The organism is Ewingella sp. CoE-038-23 (assembly GCF_040419245.1).
GTDB classification, from domain to species: Bacteria; Pseudomonadota; Gammaproteobacteria; order Enterobacterales; family Enterobacteriaceae; genus Ewingella; species Ewingella allii.
In genome coordinates this window covers 4,531,093-4,547,223 of record NZ_JAZHOH010000001.1, presented here as the reverse complement: position 1 = coordinate 4,547,223, position 16,131 = coordinate 4,531,093, and the positions used below count along the sequence as shown (strand labels likewise).

The window sequence follows — 16,131 nt, the reverse complement described above, 5'->3', positions numbered from 1 at the left end:
GAAAAGGTCGCAAAAGCACAATAAAAAACGCCCCAGACATAAATGCCTGGGGCGGCTAAAATATTCAGCCAAATCCGATTACGTGAAGTAAAAGGTCTGAAAGATAGAACATCTTACCTCTGTACCCTACGAGCGAGACTTTACCCTATTTCTAAAAAAGGAAAAAGACTTTTTTGTAGTTTACTTACACAAAAATTGTATTTTATGCGATCACCCTCATGAAATGACCGCACTATTATGTAGCTTAATTACAGAATGAGATCAAAAGTTGCACTATTAGTGTGCTTCGTCCCAATTCTTACCGACGCCCACTTCAACCTTCAGCGGCACGGCCAGCTCCATACTTCCTTCCATCAGGCTGCGGACTTTCTCGCTCACGGCCTCAACATCGTCGTTGTGGACTTCAAATACCAATTCATCGTGCACCTGCATGATAATGCGCGCTCGTGGGGCATCGGGCTGCAGTAACCAATCGGCGACTTTGATCATCGCGCGTTTGATGATGTCAGCCGCGGTACCCTGCATTGGGGCATTGATTGCTGCACGCTCGGCGCCTTTGCGACGCATCGCATTGCTGGATTTGATATCTGGCAGATACAGGCGACGACCATCGAGGGTTTCAACGTAGCCCTTTTCAGAAGCCTGAGTGCGTGTGCGTTCCATGTACTCCAGCACGCCCGGATAGCGTTCGAAGTACAAATCCATATAACGCTGGGACTCTTTACGCGGAATATTCAGCTGACGAGACAGACCAAACGCGCTCATGCCGTAAATCAGACCAAAGTTAATCGCCTTCGCGCTGCGGCGCTGCTCGCCAGTGACGCTGTCCAGCGGCGTGCCAAACACTTCTGCCGCCGTGGCTTTATGGATATCTTTGCCTTCGGCGAACGCTTTCAGCAGACCTTCATCCTTGGAAAGATGAGCCATGATGCGCAGCTCGATTTGCGAGTAGTCCGCTGCCACGATGCAGTGGTCTTTCGGCGCGATAAACGCCTGACGAATACGCCGCCCTTCCTCATTGCGCACCGGTATGTTTTGCAGATTTGGATCGCTCGAAGACAAGCGCCCGGTTGCCGTCACCGCCTGATGGTAAGAGGTGTGTACGCGGCCGGACTGCGGGTTAATCATCAGCGGCAGCTTGTCGGTATAGGTCGATTTGAGCTTGGCTAAGCCGCGATACTCGAGAATGACTTTCGGCAGTGGGTAGTCCAGCGCCAGTTCCGCCAGCACTTCTTCATTAGTCGAAGGCGCGCCGCCCGGCGTTTTTTTCAGAATAGGCAGTTTCTGTTTTTCATACAGAATGGCCTGTAACTGCTTGGTGGAAGAGAGGTTAAATGGCTCCTCCGCCAGTTCGTGCGCTTTGGTTTCCAGCTCGGCCAGGCGAATTGTCAGCTCTTTGGAGTGAGCCGCCAGAATATTTTGGTCAATCAACACGCCCGTGCGCTCAATGTGCGACAACACCGGCACCAGTGGCATTTCAATCTCATTGAATACCGTGGTGAGCGTGGCGCTTTCCTGAATCTTTGGCCACAGGGCCTGATGCAGTTGCAACGTGACATCAGCATCTTCCGCGGCGTAAGGGGAAGCCTGCTCGAGTGCAATCTGGTTGAAGGTCAGCTGGTTCTTACCTTTACCGGCAATTTCTTCGAAGCTGACTGTCTTATGGCCTAAGTAGCGATCGGCCAGGCTGTCCATGTCATGGCGGCCGGACACGCTGTCCAGCACGTAAGACTCGAGCATGGTGTCGAAAGCGATGCCTTTCAGCTCGATGTCATAGCGCAACAGAATACCGCGATCGAACTTCAGGTTCTGCCCCACTTTCAGCTGCTTTTCATCCTCAAGCAGCGGCTTGAGCTGTGCCAGCACTTCACTGCGGTCGAGCTGGGCTGGCGAATCAAGGTAGTCATGGGCCACCGGCAGGTAAGCGGCCTTGCCCGGCGCGACGGCAAATGACAGGCCAATCAGGTTGGCTGTCAGGGTATCCAGACCATCGGTTTCGGTATCAAAAGCAAAAACGTCGGAAGCTTTGAGATAGCCAATCCACTCATCCAACGTCTCTTGATCCAGAATGGTGACATAGCCCTCTTGAGACAGCTGGGCGCGCTCCACCGGCTCGCCGACGGCAATCTCAATCTCTTCACCGCCCTTTTTCTTGCTGGCCGCGGGTTTAGCCGCGCCTTTCTTGCCAGACAGCCAAGTGCCGGCTTCCACATCGGCCAGCCAGCGTTTGAACTCATAGCGGGCGAACAGGCCTTGTAGCTCGGCGGCGTCAGGCTCGGCGACAGTCAGCTCGCCACAGGTGATGTCCAGCTCAACGTCAGTTTTGATGGTAGCCAGCTGGTAAGAGAGGTAAGCCACCTCTTTATTCTCACCCAATTTCGCACCCATGGTTTTAGCACCACGGAAGCTCAGCGTTGCGATTTTATCGAGATCGGCATACAGCGCATCCAGGCCGCCAATCCCCTGTAGCAATGCCTGCGCGGTCTTCTCGCCAACGCCCGGAACGCCGGGGATGTTGTCGGAAGAGTCGCCCATCAGTGCGAGGAAATCGATGATCAGCTCAGGTGGAACGCCATACTTCTCAACCACTTCGTCTGGGCCAAGAATCGCGTTATTCATGGTGTTGATCAGGGTCACGCCCGGCGTCACCAGCTGCGCCATGTCTTTATCGCCGGTACTGATCAGCACGGCATGGCCAGCCTTTTCAGCTTCCAATGCCAAAGTGCCGATGACGTCATCGGCTTCAACCCCAGAGACAACCAGCAGCGGCAGGCCCATGGCTTTCACCATCTGGTGCAGTGGCTCGATTTGAGCCCGCAGGTCGTCCGGCATTGGAGGACGGTGCGATTTATATTGATCGAAAAGTTCGTCACGGAAGGTTTTGCCTTTCGCATCAAAAACGACGGCAACGTGGCTCGGAGTGTATTGCAGCAGCAGACTGCGCAGCATGTTCAACACGCCGTACATCGCACCGGTTGGCTCCCCGGCCGAGTTGGTCAGCGGAGGGAACGCGTGGTAGGCGCGGTAAAGGTAAGACGAACCGTCTACCAGGATAAGTGGGTTTTCTGCTATCTGGGCCATAACTCTTCTTTATTCGTGATCTGACATGCTCTAAGGATGCCATAGCTGAGGATAAAGGCGAACCTTGAGAGATAAATTGATAACAAACTTGCGAGGGATCTCGCGGGATCACCCTGTGGATAACTTTGTGAGTAAAATTAATATCAGAGAAATTATTATGAAATCGAGTAAGAGGGTATTAATTTTTAGCTACGGGTTTCATGCAGTTAAACCGTTTTAAATCTAAAAACAGTTGTCATAGAAGTTTAACGGTTAATGTGGATATTATAATTCTCCGTTATTAATATGCTGCGGTTTTATATTTCTATGGCATCTATTTAATGGGTAATGCCTGGATAAAAGAAATGCCAGCTTAATGCTGGCATTTCGATTTAGAAATTACTTCTGCTTCGCTAAGAAGTTAACAACATCAGAGAATTGCTTAGTGTAGATATCCATAGTGGTGGTATCCAGACCATCATTTTTGACCATGTATTTACCGTTCACGAATACAGATGGCACACCCTGCAGATTCAAATCTTGTGCTGCTTTCTCTTGCTGTACGACCAGAGATTTCACCACGAAGCTGTTCAGCGCCGCGTCATAATCTTCGCCTTTAACACCCGCCTCAATAAAGACTTTGCGAATATCATCAGCGTTTTGAACCGTCTGCTTTTTTTGCACCGCTTCAAACATCAGCGGGCTAACTTTATCTTCAACACCCAGCGCAATGGCCACAGCCCAAGCTTGGGTCAGCTGTTTGCCTAATGGGCCAAGGAATTCAGCATGATATTTAGCGTATTTAACCCCCTCTGGCAGGTTCTTACGAATATTGTCAGATACATGCCAAACTTGTTCGAACTGATAGCAGTGCGGGCAATAGAATGAGAAGAACTCAAGAACCTGAGGCTCACCGGCCGCTGGCTTATCAAGCGTTACGTACTGCGTGCCATTAGAAAATTGTGCAGCTGATGCGCTGAAGGCCATAACCATACCAATCAGTGCCAGGAATATCTTTTTCATATCAAACCTATCTCCATTTAATTAAATATTTAGCGTTTATTCACGACTCAGTACATTGGCATCAGCTGTAAAGGTGGCGCCTGTAATTTCTTAATCTGCTCGTTAAATACGGCAGACTGATTAAACCAAAAGTCTTCATCTTTCATCCAAGGGAAGCTCTTTGGAAAAGCAGGATCTTCCCAACGACGCGCAACCCATGCGAGATAATAGACCATCCTCATTGCTCGCAAAGGTTCGATGAGTGATAACTGACTGGCGTCGAAGTCAGCAAATTCGCTGTAAGCTTCAAGCAAGATATCCAGCTGTAGCCGCTGATCGCTTTGGTCTCCATGCAACAGCATCCACAAATCCTGCACTGCCGGGCCGTTTCTCGCATCATCCAAATCGACAAAAATCGGACCGTCACGCCAAAGGATATTTCCCGGATGGCAATCACCGTGCAGGCGCAGTGGCCTCCAATCCTGATGCCAATACTCACCAATGGTGGCGATCAGGCTGTCGGTCGTTGCAAGGAATGCCGCGCGCTGGCGTGCAGGAATTAAAGATGAGTTTTCGAGAGTAATGCGAGGTTGATTCAGATATTCATCCAACCCCATGGTTGGCCTGGACACAAACAGGCTTTCACTGCCTACCTGATGTATACGCCCAAGAAAACGCCCAACCCATTCTAATTGGTCGAGATTATCAATTTCATACTGACGCCCGCCAACGCTTGGGAACACCGTAAAGAGGAAGCCTTGGTAAGAATGGAGAGTCGTTCCCTGAATACTTAGGGGAGCAACTGCTGGAACTTCCGCATCGAGCATATCCTGCGAGAAAGCGTGCTCCTCAAGGATTTGTTCTTCACTCCAGCGTTCCGGCCGGTAAAACTTCACCACATAACGTTTTTTGTCTTCACCAAGAAACTGGTAGACGCGGTTTTCATAACTGTTTAATGCGGTGAGGCCAGATTCTGCCATTAATCCGACGCTTTCTAACGCATCGAGGATCAGATCTGGCGACAAGGCCTGGAAATTGAAAGCGGAATTGTTCATAACTTCATTCAGATAGGCCGTACGGAAAAATGACAATACGAAATAGTATCATCGATTTTTGGCGAGTCGCATGAAGTTCACATAAGTTTACATCAATCCTTAATAATTCCACGTGCACGTAAAATGGCGGTTTTGAAATCATCCTCATAATCTTTCTTGAGGCCCGGAATTTCTGCCGTGCTCTCGCTACCGCGCATTTTGAGGTGATATATCAACATATCATCGCTTAGCTCAGCGAGCGGCCCCTGATATCCACACTCGGTGGCCAGTTTCTGCAAAAATTGCAGCAAATTCATATCAGAATCGTTCTTCCATGCTGGATGAAGCAGTTCAATAAGCTCATTTAGGCGATGCTCTTTCATAATAATGTCCTTTTATTGGCAGTAGTCACACAAAATATCAGGCTTATTTCCTCAGGGGAAGGGAGAGTTAAAACAGCCGATTAAAACCTGATTCATCACAATGTTTGGCGTTACAATCGCAGGAAAGAGGGTCAAGAAGGGTGAAGAGAATGAGCACGGACGAGATAACGGGGGTCATTTTAGCTGGCGGGCGCTCGACGCGGATGGGGCAGGATAAAGGCACGATCCGAGCCGCAGGTAAGATGCTTTTTGAGCATATTGCCGAAAGGCTACGCCCGATGGTGGGTGATATCGTGATTAATTCGAACCAAAATCCACGGGTTTATGGTCAACACTTCACCGTGATTCCTGATATCACTCAAGATTATGCCGGCCCTCTTGCCGGGATGCTGGCAGGTTTAAAAGCTGTTAATACTCAATGGGCGCTGTTTGTCCCGTGCGATGTCCCATCGTTCCCACGTGACTTGGCCGAGCAATTTACTGCGCATAGCTGCCAACACTCTGCTGTCTATGCGCGAGACGTTTCAAGAGATCACCCCACACTGTGCTTGCTGGACAAAAGAATCATTCCTGAGCTGGAGAGCTATTTAGCAAAAGGTGAAAGAAAGGTCATGTTTTTCTTCAAGCAGATCAACGCGCTACCCGTGATATTCGATGATCCTAAGGCTTTCGCTAATCTAAATACTCCAGCAGATGTCGCCCTGTGGGAAAAGACATTAGGCCAGTTACCATGAATAAGTTATCTATCCCACTACTTGGCGTCGTGGCTTACAGCGGCACGGGTAAAACAACGCTTCTCAAGCAACTCATCCCTTATTTAAAGGCTAAAGGAGTGCGAGTCGGACTTATCAAACATACCCACCATGACGTAGATGTCGATACACCCAGCAAAGATAGTTTTGAGTTAAGGAAGGCGGGTGCCCATCAGACCATGGTTGCCAGCAGCCAGCGCTGGGCATTAATGACAGAAACGCCAGAGGCTGACTCCCTTGATCTTCACTATCTTGCCAGCCGTTTCGACAGCAATTCATTAGATTTGATCTTGGTTGAAGGCTTTAAGCATGAAGAGATAGATAAAATCGTCTTGTATCGGCAGGGCGCCACTAAAGCATTTGAAGGGCTGATAGACAACAATGCTATCGCGGTATGCAGCGATACACCACTCGACAACGCTCTCCCATCCTTAGATATCAATAAGATAGAGGACGTTGGCCAGTTTGTGATCCACTGGCTTAACAATCGCGCGCGGTGATCACTAAGCCATAACGCAAGAAGCCCCCCGGCTCGCCAGAGCAGGGGGGCTTCTTTGTTTTGCACTTTGCCGTTTCCCACATAGCAAAAAACCCTGGCCTTTCGGCTGGGGTTTCTCACTTTATTTGATGCCTGGCAGTTCCCTACTCTCGCATGGGGAGACCCCACACTACCATCGGCGCTACGGCGTTTCACTTCTGAGTTCGGCATGGGGTCAGGTGGGACCACCGCGCTAGTGCCGCCAGGCAAATTCTTGTTATCCCCACCGCATCCTCAGGCTTTCACCCTCGCACGCCATGCGAACCAATCTCGGAACTTCGCTGAAAATCTCGTCTCGTCTCTCAGACCAAAACACCTTCGGTGTTGTAAGGTTAAGCCTCTCGGGTCATTAGTACTGGTTAGCTCAATGCATCGCTGCACTTACACACCCAGCCTATCAACGTCTTAGTCTTAAACGTCCCTTCAGGTGGCTTAAAGCCACAGGGAAGACTCATCTCGAGGCAAGTTTCGCGCTTAGATGCTTTCAGCGCTTATCTTTTCCGCATTTAGCTACCGGGCAATGCCATTGGCATGACAACCCGAACACCAGTGATGCGTCCACTCCGGTCCTCTCGTACTAGGAGCAGCCCCTCTCAATCTTCCAACGCCCACGGCAGATAGGGACCGAACTGTCTCACGACGTTCTAAACCCAGCTCGCGTACCACTTTAAATGGCGAACAGCCATACCCTTGGGACCTACTTCAGCCCCAGGATGTGATGAGCCGACATCGAGGTGCCAAACACCGCCGTCGATATGAACTCTTGGGCGGTATCAGCCTGTTATCCCCGGAGTACCTTTTATCCGTTGAGCGATGGCCCTTCCATTCAGAACCACCGGATCACTATGACCTACTTTCGTACCTGCTCGAGCCGTCACTCTCGCAGTCAAGCTAGCTTATGCCATTGCACTAACCTCACGATGTCCGACCGTGATTAGCTAACCTTCGTGCTCCTCCGTTACTCTTTAGGAGGAGACCGCCCCAGTCAAACTACCCACCAGACACTGTCCTCACCCCCGATCAGGGGGCCGAGTTAGAACATCAAACATTAAAGGGTGGTATTTCAAGGTTGGCTCCACGCAGACTGGCGTCCACGCTTCAAAGCCTCCCACCTATCCTACACATCAAGGCTCAATGTTCAGTGTCAAGCTATAGTAAAGGTTCACGGGGTCTTTCCGTCTTGCCGCGGGTACACTGCATCTTCACAGCGAGTTCAATTTCACTGAGTCTCGGGTGGAGACAGCCTGGCCATCATTACGCCATTCGTGCAGGTCGGAACTTACCCGACAAGGAATTTCGCTACCTTAGGACCGTTATAGTTACGGCCGCCGTTTACCGGGGCTTCGATCAAGAGCTTCTCCTTGCGGATAACCCCATCAATTAACCTTCCGGCACCGGGCAGGCGTCACACCGTATACGTCCACTTTCGTGTTTGCACAGTGCTGTGTTTTTATTAAACAGTTGCAGCCAGCTGGTATCTGCGACTGGCTTCGGCTCCGAGAGCAAGTCTCTTCACCTACGCGCCAGCGTGCCTTCTCCCGAAGTTACGGCACCATTTTGCCTAGTTCCTTCACCCGAGTTCTCTCAAGCGCCTGAGTATTCTCTACCTGACCACCTGTGTCGGTTTGGGGTACGATTTCGTGTTACCTGGAGCTTAGAGGCTTTTCCTGGAAGCAGGGCATCAGCTACTTCACCACCGTAGTGGCTCGTTATCACGCCTCAGGGTTAAAGCAGTCCGGATTTACCAGGACCACACCCCTACACGCTTGAACCGGGACAACCGTCGCCCGGCCAGCCTAGCCTTCTCCGTCCCCCCTTCGCAGTAACACCAAGTACAGGAATATTAACCTGTTTCCCATCGACTACGCTTTTCAGCCTCGCCTTAGGGGTCGACTCACCCTGCCCCGATTAACGTTGGACAGGAACCCTTGGTCTTCCGGCGTGCGGGTTTTTCACCCGCATTATCGTTACTTATGTCAGCATTCGCACTTCTGATACCTCCAGCAGCCCTCACAGGCCACCTTCGACGGCTTACAGAACGCTCCCCTACCCAACAACGCCTGAGCGTCGCTGCCGCAGCTTCGGTGCATGGTTTAGCCCCGTTACATCTTCCGCGCAGGCCGACTCGACCAGTGAGCTATTACGCTTTCTTTAAATGATGGCTGCTTCTAAGCCAACATCCTGGCTGTCTATGCCTTCCCACATCGTTTCCCACTTAACCATGACTTTGGGACCTTAGCTGGCGGTCTGGGTTGTTTCCCTCTTCACGACGGACGTTAGCACCCGCCGTGTGTCTCCCGTGATAACATTCTTCGGTATTCGTAGTTTGCATCGAGTTGGTAAGCCGGGATGGCCCCCTAGTCGAAACAGTGCTCTACCCCCGAAGATGAGTTCACGAGGCGCTACCTAAATAGCTTTCGGGGAGAACCAGCTATCTCCCGGTTTGATTGGCCTTTCACCCCCAGCCACAAGTCATCCGCTAATTTTTCAACATTAGTCGGTTCGGTCCTCCAGTTAGTGTTACCCAACCTTCAACCTGCCCATGGCTAGATCACCGGGTTTCGGGTCTATACCTTGCAACTTGACGCCCAGTTAAGACTCGGTTTCCCTACGGCTCCCCTATTCGGTTAACCTTGCTACAAAATATAAGTCGCTGACCCATTATACAAAAGGTACGCAGTCACCCAACAAGTAGGCTCCCACTGCTTGTACGTACACGGTTTCAGGTTCTATTTCACTCCCCTCGCCGGGGTTCTTTTCGCCTTTCCCTCACGGTACTGGTTCACTATCGGTCAGTCAGGAGTATTTAGCCTTGGAGGATGGTCCCCCCATATTCAGACAGGATGTCACGTGTCCCGCCCTACTCATCGAACTCACAATAAGTGCATTTTTGTGTACGGGACTATCACCCTATACTGTGCGACCTTCCAGACGCTTCCACTAATGCACAAACTGATTCAGGTTCTGGGCTCTTCCCCGTTCGCTCGCCGCTACTGGGGGAATCTCGGTTGATTTCTTTTCCTCGGGGTACTTAGATGTTTCAGTTCCCCCGGTTCGCCTTGCATGGCTATGTATTCACCATGCAATAGTGTGACGTATCACACTGGGTTTCCCCATTCGGGTATCGTCGGGTATAACGGTTCATATCACCTTACCGACGCTTTTCGCAGATTAGCACGCCCTTCATCGCCTCTGACTGCCTAGGCATCCACCGTGTACGCTTAGTCGCTTAACCTCACAACCCGAAGGTGTTTCACTTCGGTTTGCGAGTCTTGAGAGACTCAACACAGGGTACTCCTTATCTCAGTACATTTACGGAGAGATAAGTTTCAGCTGTGTCGTTTCAATTTTCAGCTTGTTCCAGATTGTTAAAGAGCAATATCTTAAACACGACTCGTGAGAGTCATCTTTAAGGTATTCTGGTCCGTTAAGACCGGTGATAATGTCTTTCACACATTATCGGAATGGCGTCCCCAAGGGGATTCGAACCCCTGTTACAGCCGTGAAAGGGCAGTGTCCTAGGCCTCTAGACGATGGGGACCCGAAATTGGCTTATCGAATCACTGATTCGATAATTTCGGGTAAAGGTGAGATTTTTCGTGAAAAGTCGAGCGCCATTGTCGTTTGTCACTGCACTAGACAGCCACAAACTTTCCGGCACTTACCCATACCACAAGGTTTTCTTTGCTCATTAATTTCATCAGACAATCTGTGTGGACACTGCACAATGCGTATCTTTAGGTAAGGAGGTGATCCAACCGCAGGTTCCCCTACGGTTACCTTGTTACGACTTCACCCCAGTCATGAATCACAAAGTGGTAAGCGCCCTCCCGAAGGTTAAGCTACCTACTTCTTTTGCAACCCACTCCCATGGTGTGACGGGCGGTGTGTACAAGGCCCGGGAACGTATTCACCGTAGCATTCTGATCTACGATTACTAGCGATTCCGACTTCATGGAGTCGAGTTGCAGACTCCAATCCGGACTACGACATACTTTATGAGGTCCGCTTGCTCTCGCGAGTTTGCTTCTCTTTGTATATGCCATTGTAGCACGTGTGTAGCCCTACTCGTAAGGGCCATGATGACTTGACGTCATCCCCACCTTCCTCCGGTTTATCACCGGCAGTCTCCTTTGAGTTCCCGCCATCACGCGCTGGCAACAAAGGATAAGGGTTGCGCTCGTTGCGGGACTTAACCCAACATTTCACAACACGAGCTGACGACAGCCATGCAGCACCTGTCTCAGAGTTCCCGAAGGCACTAAGCTATCTCTAGCGAATTCTCTGGATGTCAAGAGTAGGTAAGGTTCTTCGCGTTGCATCGAATTAAACCACATGCTCCACCGCTTGTGCGGGCCCCCGTCAATTCATTTGAGTTTTAACCTTGCGGCCGTACTCCCCAGGCGGTCGATTTAACGCGTTAGCTCCGGAAGCCACGGGTCAAGCCCACAACCTCCAAATCGACATCGTTTACAGCGTGGACTACCAGGGTATCTAATCCTGTTTGCTCCCCACGCTTTCGCACCTGAGCGTCAGTCTTTGTCCAGGGGGCCGCCTTCGCCACCGGTATTCCTCCAGATCTCTACGCATTTCACCGCTACACCTGGAATTCTACCCCCCTCTACAAGACTCTAGCTTGCCAGTTTCAAATGCAGTTCCCAAGTTAAGCTCGGGGATTTCACATCTGACTTAACAAACCGCCTGCGTGCGCTTTACGCCCAGTAATTCCGATTAACGCTTGCACCCTCCGTATTACCGCGGCTGCTGGCACGGAGTTAGCCGGTGCTTCTTCTGCGAGTAACGTCAATGCACAGTGCTATTAACACTGAACCCTTCCTCCTCGCTGAAAGTGCTTTACAACCCGAAGGCCTTCTTCACACACGCGGCATGGCTGCATCAGGCTTGCGCCCATTGTGCAATATTCCCCACTGCTGCCTCCCGTAGGAGTCTGGACCGTGTCTCAGTTCCAGTGTGGCTGGTCATCCTCTCAGACCAGCTAGGGATCGTCGCCTAGGTGAGCCATTACCTCACCTACTAGCTAATCCCATCTGGGCACATCCGATGGCGTGAGGCCCGAAGGTCCCCCACTTTGCTCTTTCGAGGTCATGCGGTATTAGCTACCGTTTCCAGTAGTTATCCCCCTCCATCAGGCAGTTTCCCAGACATTACTCACCCGTCCGCCGCTCGCCGGCAAAGTAGCAAGCTACTTTCCGCTGCCGCTCGACTTGCATGTGTTAGGCCTGCCGCCAGCGTTCAATCTGAGCCATGATCAAACTCTTCAATTAAAAGTTCGATTTGCTTCAACTCGTGAAGCGGTGCTCAAAAATTAACTTTCGTAATAATTCACTTAAATGAATTACTGCTTGGTCACTCTTTAAGACTTGATATTTTTTGCCACCGGGGTGGCTGATATCGTCTTGTGAGTGCCCACACAGATTGTCTGATAAATTGTTAAAGAGCGTTGGTTACCGGAAAACTCTCGGTAACGCGGGAGGCAGATAATACGCTTTCCCGCTGAAGAGTCAAGAGATTATTCATTCGAATCGTCTTCTTTATCTTCCTCACCGAGCGACTTCTCAGTCGTTGTTCCCGGTCAGTGGAGGCGCATTATAGGGAGTTCTCAGAAGGCCGCAACCCCTAATTTCAAATTAATTACTGACCGTTCTTTTTTTCAACAAACATCGCAAAAACGGACAACAATCACCCAGTTTTCTACACAAAATGGCCTTTTCGACCCGTAACACTGGGGTAAACTCTTTTCTATAATAAGACCACTGAATCTCAGGATGCCCTTTTAATGCCCCTTAACGCCCAACAACAAGCCGCCCAGCGCAATCTTTCTTATCTATTGGCGGAGAAAATCGCCCAGCGCATCTTATCTGGTGAATATGCCGAGGGCAGCATCTTGCCCGGCGAAATTGAATTGGGGGATATTTTCGGGGTAAGCCGGACGGCGGTACGCGAAGCAGTGAAAACGCTGGCCGCCAAAGGGATGCTGTTACCCCGCCCACGGATTGGGACGCGGGTGATGCCGCAATCAAACTGGAACTTCCTCGATCAGGAGCTGTTGAACTGGTGGATGACTCGCGAGAACTTCGATCAGGTGATGGCGCACTTTGTGATTTTGCGCCGCGCGCTCGAACCCCAGGCTTGCGCACTGGCGGCCACCACGGCGACGAAAGAGCAGAAGGAACTTCTTTCTATATATATGTCGGAGATGAAAGAGCTGCATTATCGCTTTGACCGCGAGCGCTGGATTAAAGTCGATACACAATTCCACCAGCTTATCTATGAAGCCGGAAAGAACCCCTTCCTAACCTCATTCTCCAATTTGTTCAGCTCGGTTTATCAAAGCTACTTTAGAGCCATCACCGGGAATGAGGTGATTAAGCTGGAATACCATCAGGCCCTGGTTGATGCCATTCTGGCCAGTGATCCCGAGGGTGCTCTGCTGGCATGCCAAAACCTGCTGTTAGCGGTGGATTGAGCCAACCGAGCCGCGCACCACTAGCTCTGGCGTTAAGACCAGAACCTGAGGCTCAGCTTCAGGTTCTTTCAAACGATGCAAAAGCGCATCGATGGCCAGTTCCCCCAGTGAATCTTTCGGCTGATGAATGGTGGTCAGCGGCGGCGTCATATATTGCGCCAGCTGAATGTCATCATAGCCAATGACCGCGATGTCATCCGGCACGCGCAGCCCTTCTTTATATAGTGCCTGATAAACCCCAACCGCCATCGCGTCGTTGCTGGCGAAAACCGCCTCGGGGCGCTGCGGCAGGGCGAGCAACTGCTCCATGGCGGGCAGGCCGCTGGCAAACTCAAAATCCCCGGTGACTTCATAACCCGGTAACACCGGCAGTCCCGCCTGATGCATGGCCTGACGATAACCATCCAGTCGCTGTACGGCGGTGGTTTTATCCAGCGGGCCGGTGATACAGGCGATGCGCTGGTATCCTTGGCTAATCAGATACTCCGTCGCCATCACGCCGCCGAGCAGAGCGTTATCCTGAATGACATCGTTCGCCGCGCCAAAAGGTGCCCAGTCCATCATCACAATAGGTAATGACGGATAGCGGCTGATGGCGTCCTGCGACGGCCGATGATTCTCGGTACACATTAAAAGCAAACCGTCGACGCGCTTTTGCAGCAAGGTTTCCATACTGCGGTTCATGCGCTCGGCGTCGCCGTCGGTGTTGCAGAGAATCAGGCTGTAGCCGCGTTCATAGCAGCTGCGCTCCACGCCGCGCACTACTTCCGCATAGAAGGGGTTGCTGCTGGCGGTGAGCAGCATGCCAATCGTCCGAGTTTGGTTCAGTTTAAGGCTACGGGCGAGGGCGGAAGGTGCATAGTTGAGGCTATCTATCGCCGCGGTGACTTTTTCGCGGATAGCCTCGCTGACAAAGCGATTGTTGTTGATGACATGAGAGACGGTGGAGGTTGAGACGCCCGCGACGCGGGCGACATCTTTCATGGTGGCCAATCAGGACTCCTGACGCGCAAGGAAGTCGTCGATTTCATTACGCCACGGCACAGAAGGCTGCGCCCCCGGGCGAGTCACGGCGATGGCGGCGGCGGCGTGAGCAAAACGCACGGCTTTGTCCATGGCTGCGCCTTCGAGCAGGGCGGTGACCAATGCGCCGTTGAAGGTGTCCCCGGCCGCGATGGTGTCCACGGCTTTGACGCGGAAACCGCTGACCTGCTTGCCTTCGCCGTGCTGGCTTAGCCACACACCTTTGCTGCCCAGCGTGATAATCACGGTTTCGATGCCTTTATCATGCAGCGCTTTCGCGGCGCGTTGGGCATCTTCATTATTATTCACCTGAATGCCGGTCAGGCGCTCGGCCTCGGTTTCGTTCGGCGTGATCATGTCCACCAGCGACAAGAGTTCATCGGGCAGTTCACAGGCCGGAGCAGGATTGAGGATAACCTGAGTATCGTGCTGCTTCGCCAGCTTAGCCGCAGCGATCACGGTTTCTAGCGGAGACTCTAATTGCATCAGCAACGCCGAGGCGTCGACAATATTCTGTTGATAACGATTCAGGTAGTCAGGCGTCACGGCTTTATTCGCACCGGCATCAATACCGATAACATTCTCGCCTTCGGCATTAACGAAGATCAGCGCCACGCCGGTAGTGGTGTCGGCGATTGCCTCAACGGGAGAAGTATCGATGTTGTCACTGGCCAACTGCTGACGAACGCGCTCACCAATATCATCATCACCGACGCAGGCGATAAAGGAAATATCCGCGCCCGCGCGCCCGGCGGCGACCGCCTGGTTAGCTCCCTTGCCGCCAAAGGCCACGGTATATTGTTTACCGATCACCGTTTCGCCAGGCTGAGGGAATTGATTGATATTGAGAATATGGTCGGCATTGATACTGCCGAGAACCACCAGTTTACCTGTATCCATTTGCGTTCCCTGAGTCATGTTGCGCCGCCCAACAGGAGCGGCGCAGAGTCTGTCAATTACGGCTGTGCAACCAGTTTCAGATCTACTGGAATAACAGCAGGCACTTTTTCGCCTTTCAGCACTTTATCAGCAGTCTGAACGCCAATCACACCAATCTGGTCTGGACGCTGGGCCACGGTTGCGCCCATCTTGCCACTGTTAACCGCTTTGATGCCATCTTCGGTGCCGTCAAAACCGACCACCAGAACGTCAGTTTTACCCGCGGTCTGCAAGGCACGCAGCGCGCCTAACGCCATTTCGTCGTTCTGAGCGAATACCGCCTGCACGTCTGGGTGTGCAGTCAGCAGGTTCTGCATTACGTTCAGACCTTTAGTACGGTCGAAGTCTGCCGGCTGGCTAGCCAGAATAGTGAAGTGGTGCTTTTCAGCCGCCTGAGCGAAGCCTTTGCCACGTTCGCGGGCAACGGAAGTCCCGGCAATACCTTCCAGTTCGATAACTTTGGCGTTTTCACCAACTTTTTTAGCGATGTAATCACCGGCCATTTTACCGCCGAAGGCGTTATCAGAAGCCACGTGGCTCGCCACTTCGCCTTTGCTTGCCTGACGGTCAAGGGTGATCACTGGGATCTTAGCCTGGTTCGCCATGGCAACGGCGTTACCCACGGCGTCGGAGTCAGTCGGGTTGATCAGCATCAGCTTGGTGCCGCGAACCGTCAGGTCCTGCACGTTTGCCAGCTCTTTCGCCGGGTTGTTCTGGGAATCCAGCACCACCAGGTTGTAGCCCAGCTTGTCAGCTTCTTTCTGCGCGCCGTCTTTCATGGAAACGAAGAACGGGTTGTTCAGCGTAGAAACCACCAGCGCGATGGTGTCTTTAGCCAATACGTTGGCGCTGAAAGAGGCGGTAATTGCTGCTGCGGAAACCCAAACTGCCAGTTTTTTCATATTCATGGTCA

General features: G+C 51.7%; 11 protein-coding genes, 1 tRNA gene and 3 rRNA genes. 3 read left to right on the top strand and 12 right to left on the bottom strand.

Translation table 11 applies throughout. From position 1 onward, the window contains the following. Positions 1-64: 64 nt before the first annotated feature. The 5 genes from spfP to V2154_RS21790 all read right to left on the bottom strand — a co-directional run bounded on the left by spfP (position 65) and on the right by V2154_RS21790 (position 5,479). Positions 65-112, bottom strand: a complete 48-nt coding sequence (gene spfP, locus V2154_RS24975; protein ID WP_071892919.1) for a small protein SpfP — start codon at positions 110-112, stop codon at positions 65-67. Between the two features lie 164 nt (positions 113-276). Next, a complete protein-coding gene (gene polA / locus V2154_RS21805) occupies positions 277-3,081 on the bottom strand; it encodes a DNA polymerase I (RefSeq protein ID WP_353503796.1) in 2,805 nt (934 codons plus the stop codon). Positions 3,082-3,459: 378 nt separating this feature from the next. After that, entirely contained in the window at positions 3,460-4,083 is a 624-nt protein-coding gene (dsbA, locus tag V2154_RS21800) for a thiol:disulfide interchange protein DsbA (RefSeq protein WP_353503795.1), read from the bottom strand. Positions 4,084-4,130: 47 nt separating this feature from the next. Next, positions 4,131-5,117 (bottom strand): serine/threonine protein kinase, encoded by a 987-nt coding sequence (locus V2154_RS21795; RefSeq protein WP_353503794.1) that lies wholly within the window; start codon positions 5,115-5,117, stop codon positions 4,131-4,133. Positions 5,118-5,209: 92 nt separating this feature from the next. After that, on the bottom strand, positions 5,210-5,479 hold the full coding sequence (locus tag V2154_RS21790; RefSeq protein ID WP_034794454.1) for a YihD family protein: 270 nt from the start codon (positions 5,477-5,479) through the stop codon (positions 5,210-5,212). 149 nt (positions 5,480-5,628) lie between these two features. On the opposite strand from V2154_RS21790, the gene mobA reads away from it, so the two are divergent. After that, on the top strand, positions 5,629-6,213 hold the full coding sequence (gene mobA, locus V2154_RS21785; RefSeq protein WP_353503793.1) for a molybdenum cofactor guanylyltransferase MobA: 585 nt from the start codon (positions 5,629-5,631) through the stop codon (positions 6,211-6,213). Then, entirely contained in the window at positions 6,210-6,731 is a 522-nt protein-coding gene (gene mobB / locus V2154_RS21780; RefSeq protein WP_353503792.1) for a molybdopterin-guanine dinucleotide biosynthesis protein MobB, read from the top strand. The genes mobA and mobB overlap by 4 nt, the downstream gene beginning before the upstream one ends. 129 nt (positions 6,732-6,860) lie before the next feature. Here the strand turns inward: mobB and rrf are convergent. The 4 genes from rrf to V2154_RS21760 form a co-directional block, all read right to left on the bottom strand. Beyond that, a 5S ribosomal RNA gene (gene rrf / locus V2154_RS21775) occupies positions 6,861-6,976 on the bottom strand. 121 nt (positions 6,977-7,097) lie between these two features. After that, a 23S ribosomal RNA gene (locus V2154_RS21770) occupies positions 7,098-10,004 on the bottom strand. 230 nt (positions 10,005-10,234) lie between these two features. Beyond that, a tRNA-Glu gene (locus V2154_RS21765) sits at positions 10,235-10,310 on the bottom strand. Between the two features lie 201 nt (positions 10,311-10,511). After that, positions 10,512-12,054: ribosomal RNA gene (locus tag V2154_RS21760) — 16S ribosomal RNA — on the bottom strand. The 16S, 23S and 5S rRNA genes sit together here with 1 tRNA gene alongside, the layout of an rRNA operon. A 512-nt stretch (positions 12,055-12,566) precedes the next feature. Between V2154_RS21760 and V2154_RS21755 the strand changes: the two genes are divergently transcribed. Then, positions 12,567-13,256 (top strand): FadR/GntR family transcriptional regulator, encoded by a 690-nt coding sequence (locus tag V2154_RS21755; protein ID WP_353503791.1) that lies wholly within the window; start codon positions 12,567-12,569, stop codon positions 13,254-13,256. On the opposite strand, the gene rbsR is transcribed toward V2154_RS21755, so the two are convergent. From rbsR to rbsB, 3 genes are read right to left on the bottom strand one after another with little or no spacing between them, the layout of a single operon-like run. Further along, positions 13,242-14,249, bottom strand: a complete 1,008-nt coding sequence (rbsR, locus tag V2154_RS21750; protein ID WP_353503790.1) for a ribose operon transcriptional repressor RbsR — start codon at positions 14,247-14,249, stop codon at positions 13,242-13,244. The genes V2154_RS21755 and rbsR overlap by 15 nt on opposite strands. Then, positions 14,250-15,179, bottom strand: a complete 930-nt coding sequence (gene rbsK / locus V2154_RS21745; RefSeq protein ID WP_353503789.1) for a ribokinase — start codon at positions 15,177-15,179, stop codon at positions 14,250-14,252. Between the two features lie 56 nt (positions 15,180-15,235). Beyond that, positions 15,236-16,126, bottom strand: a complete 891-nt coding sequence (gene rbsB / locus V2154_RS21740; protein WP_034794404.1) for a ribose ABC transporter substrate-binding protein RbsB — start codon at positions 16,124-16,126, stop codon at positions 15,236-15,238. Positions 16,127-16,131: the final 5 nt, after the last annotated feature.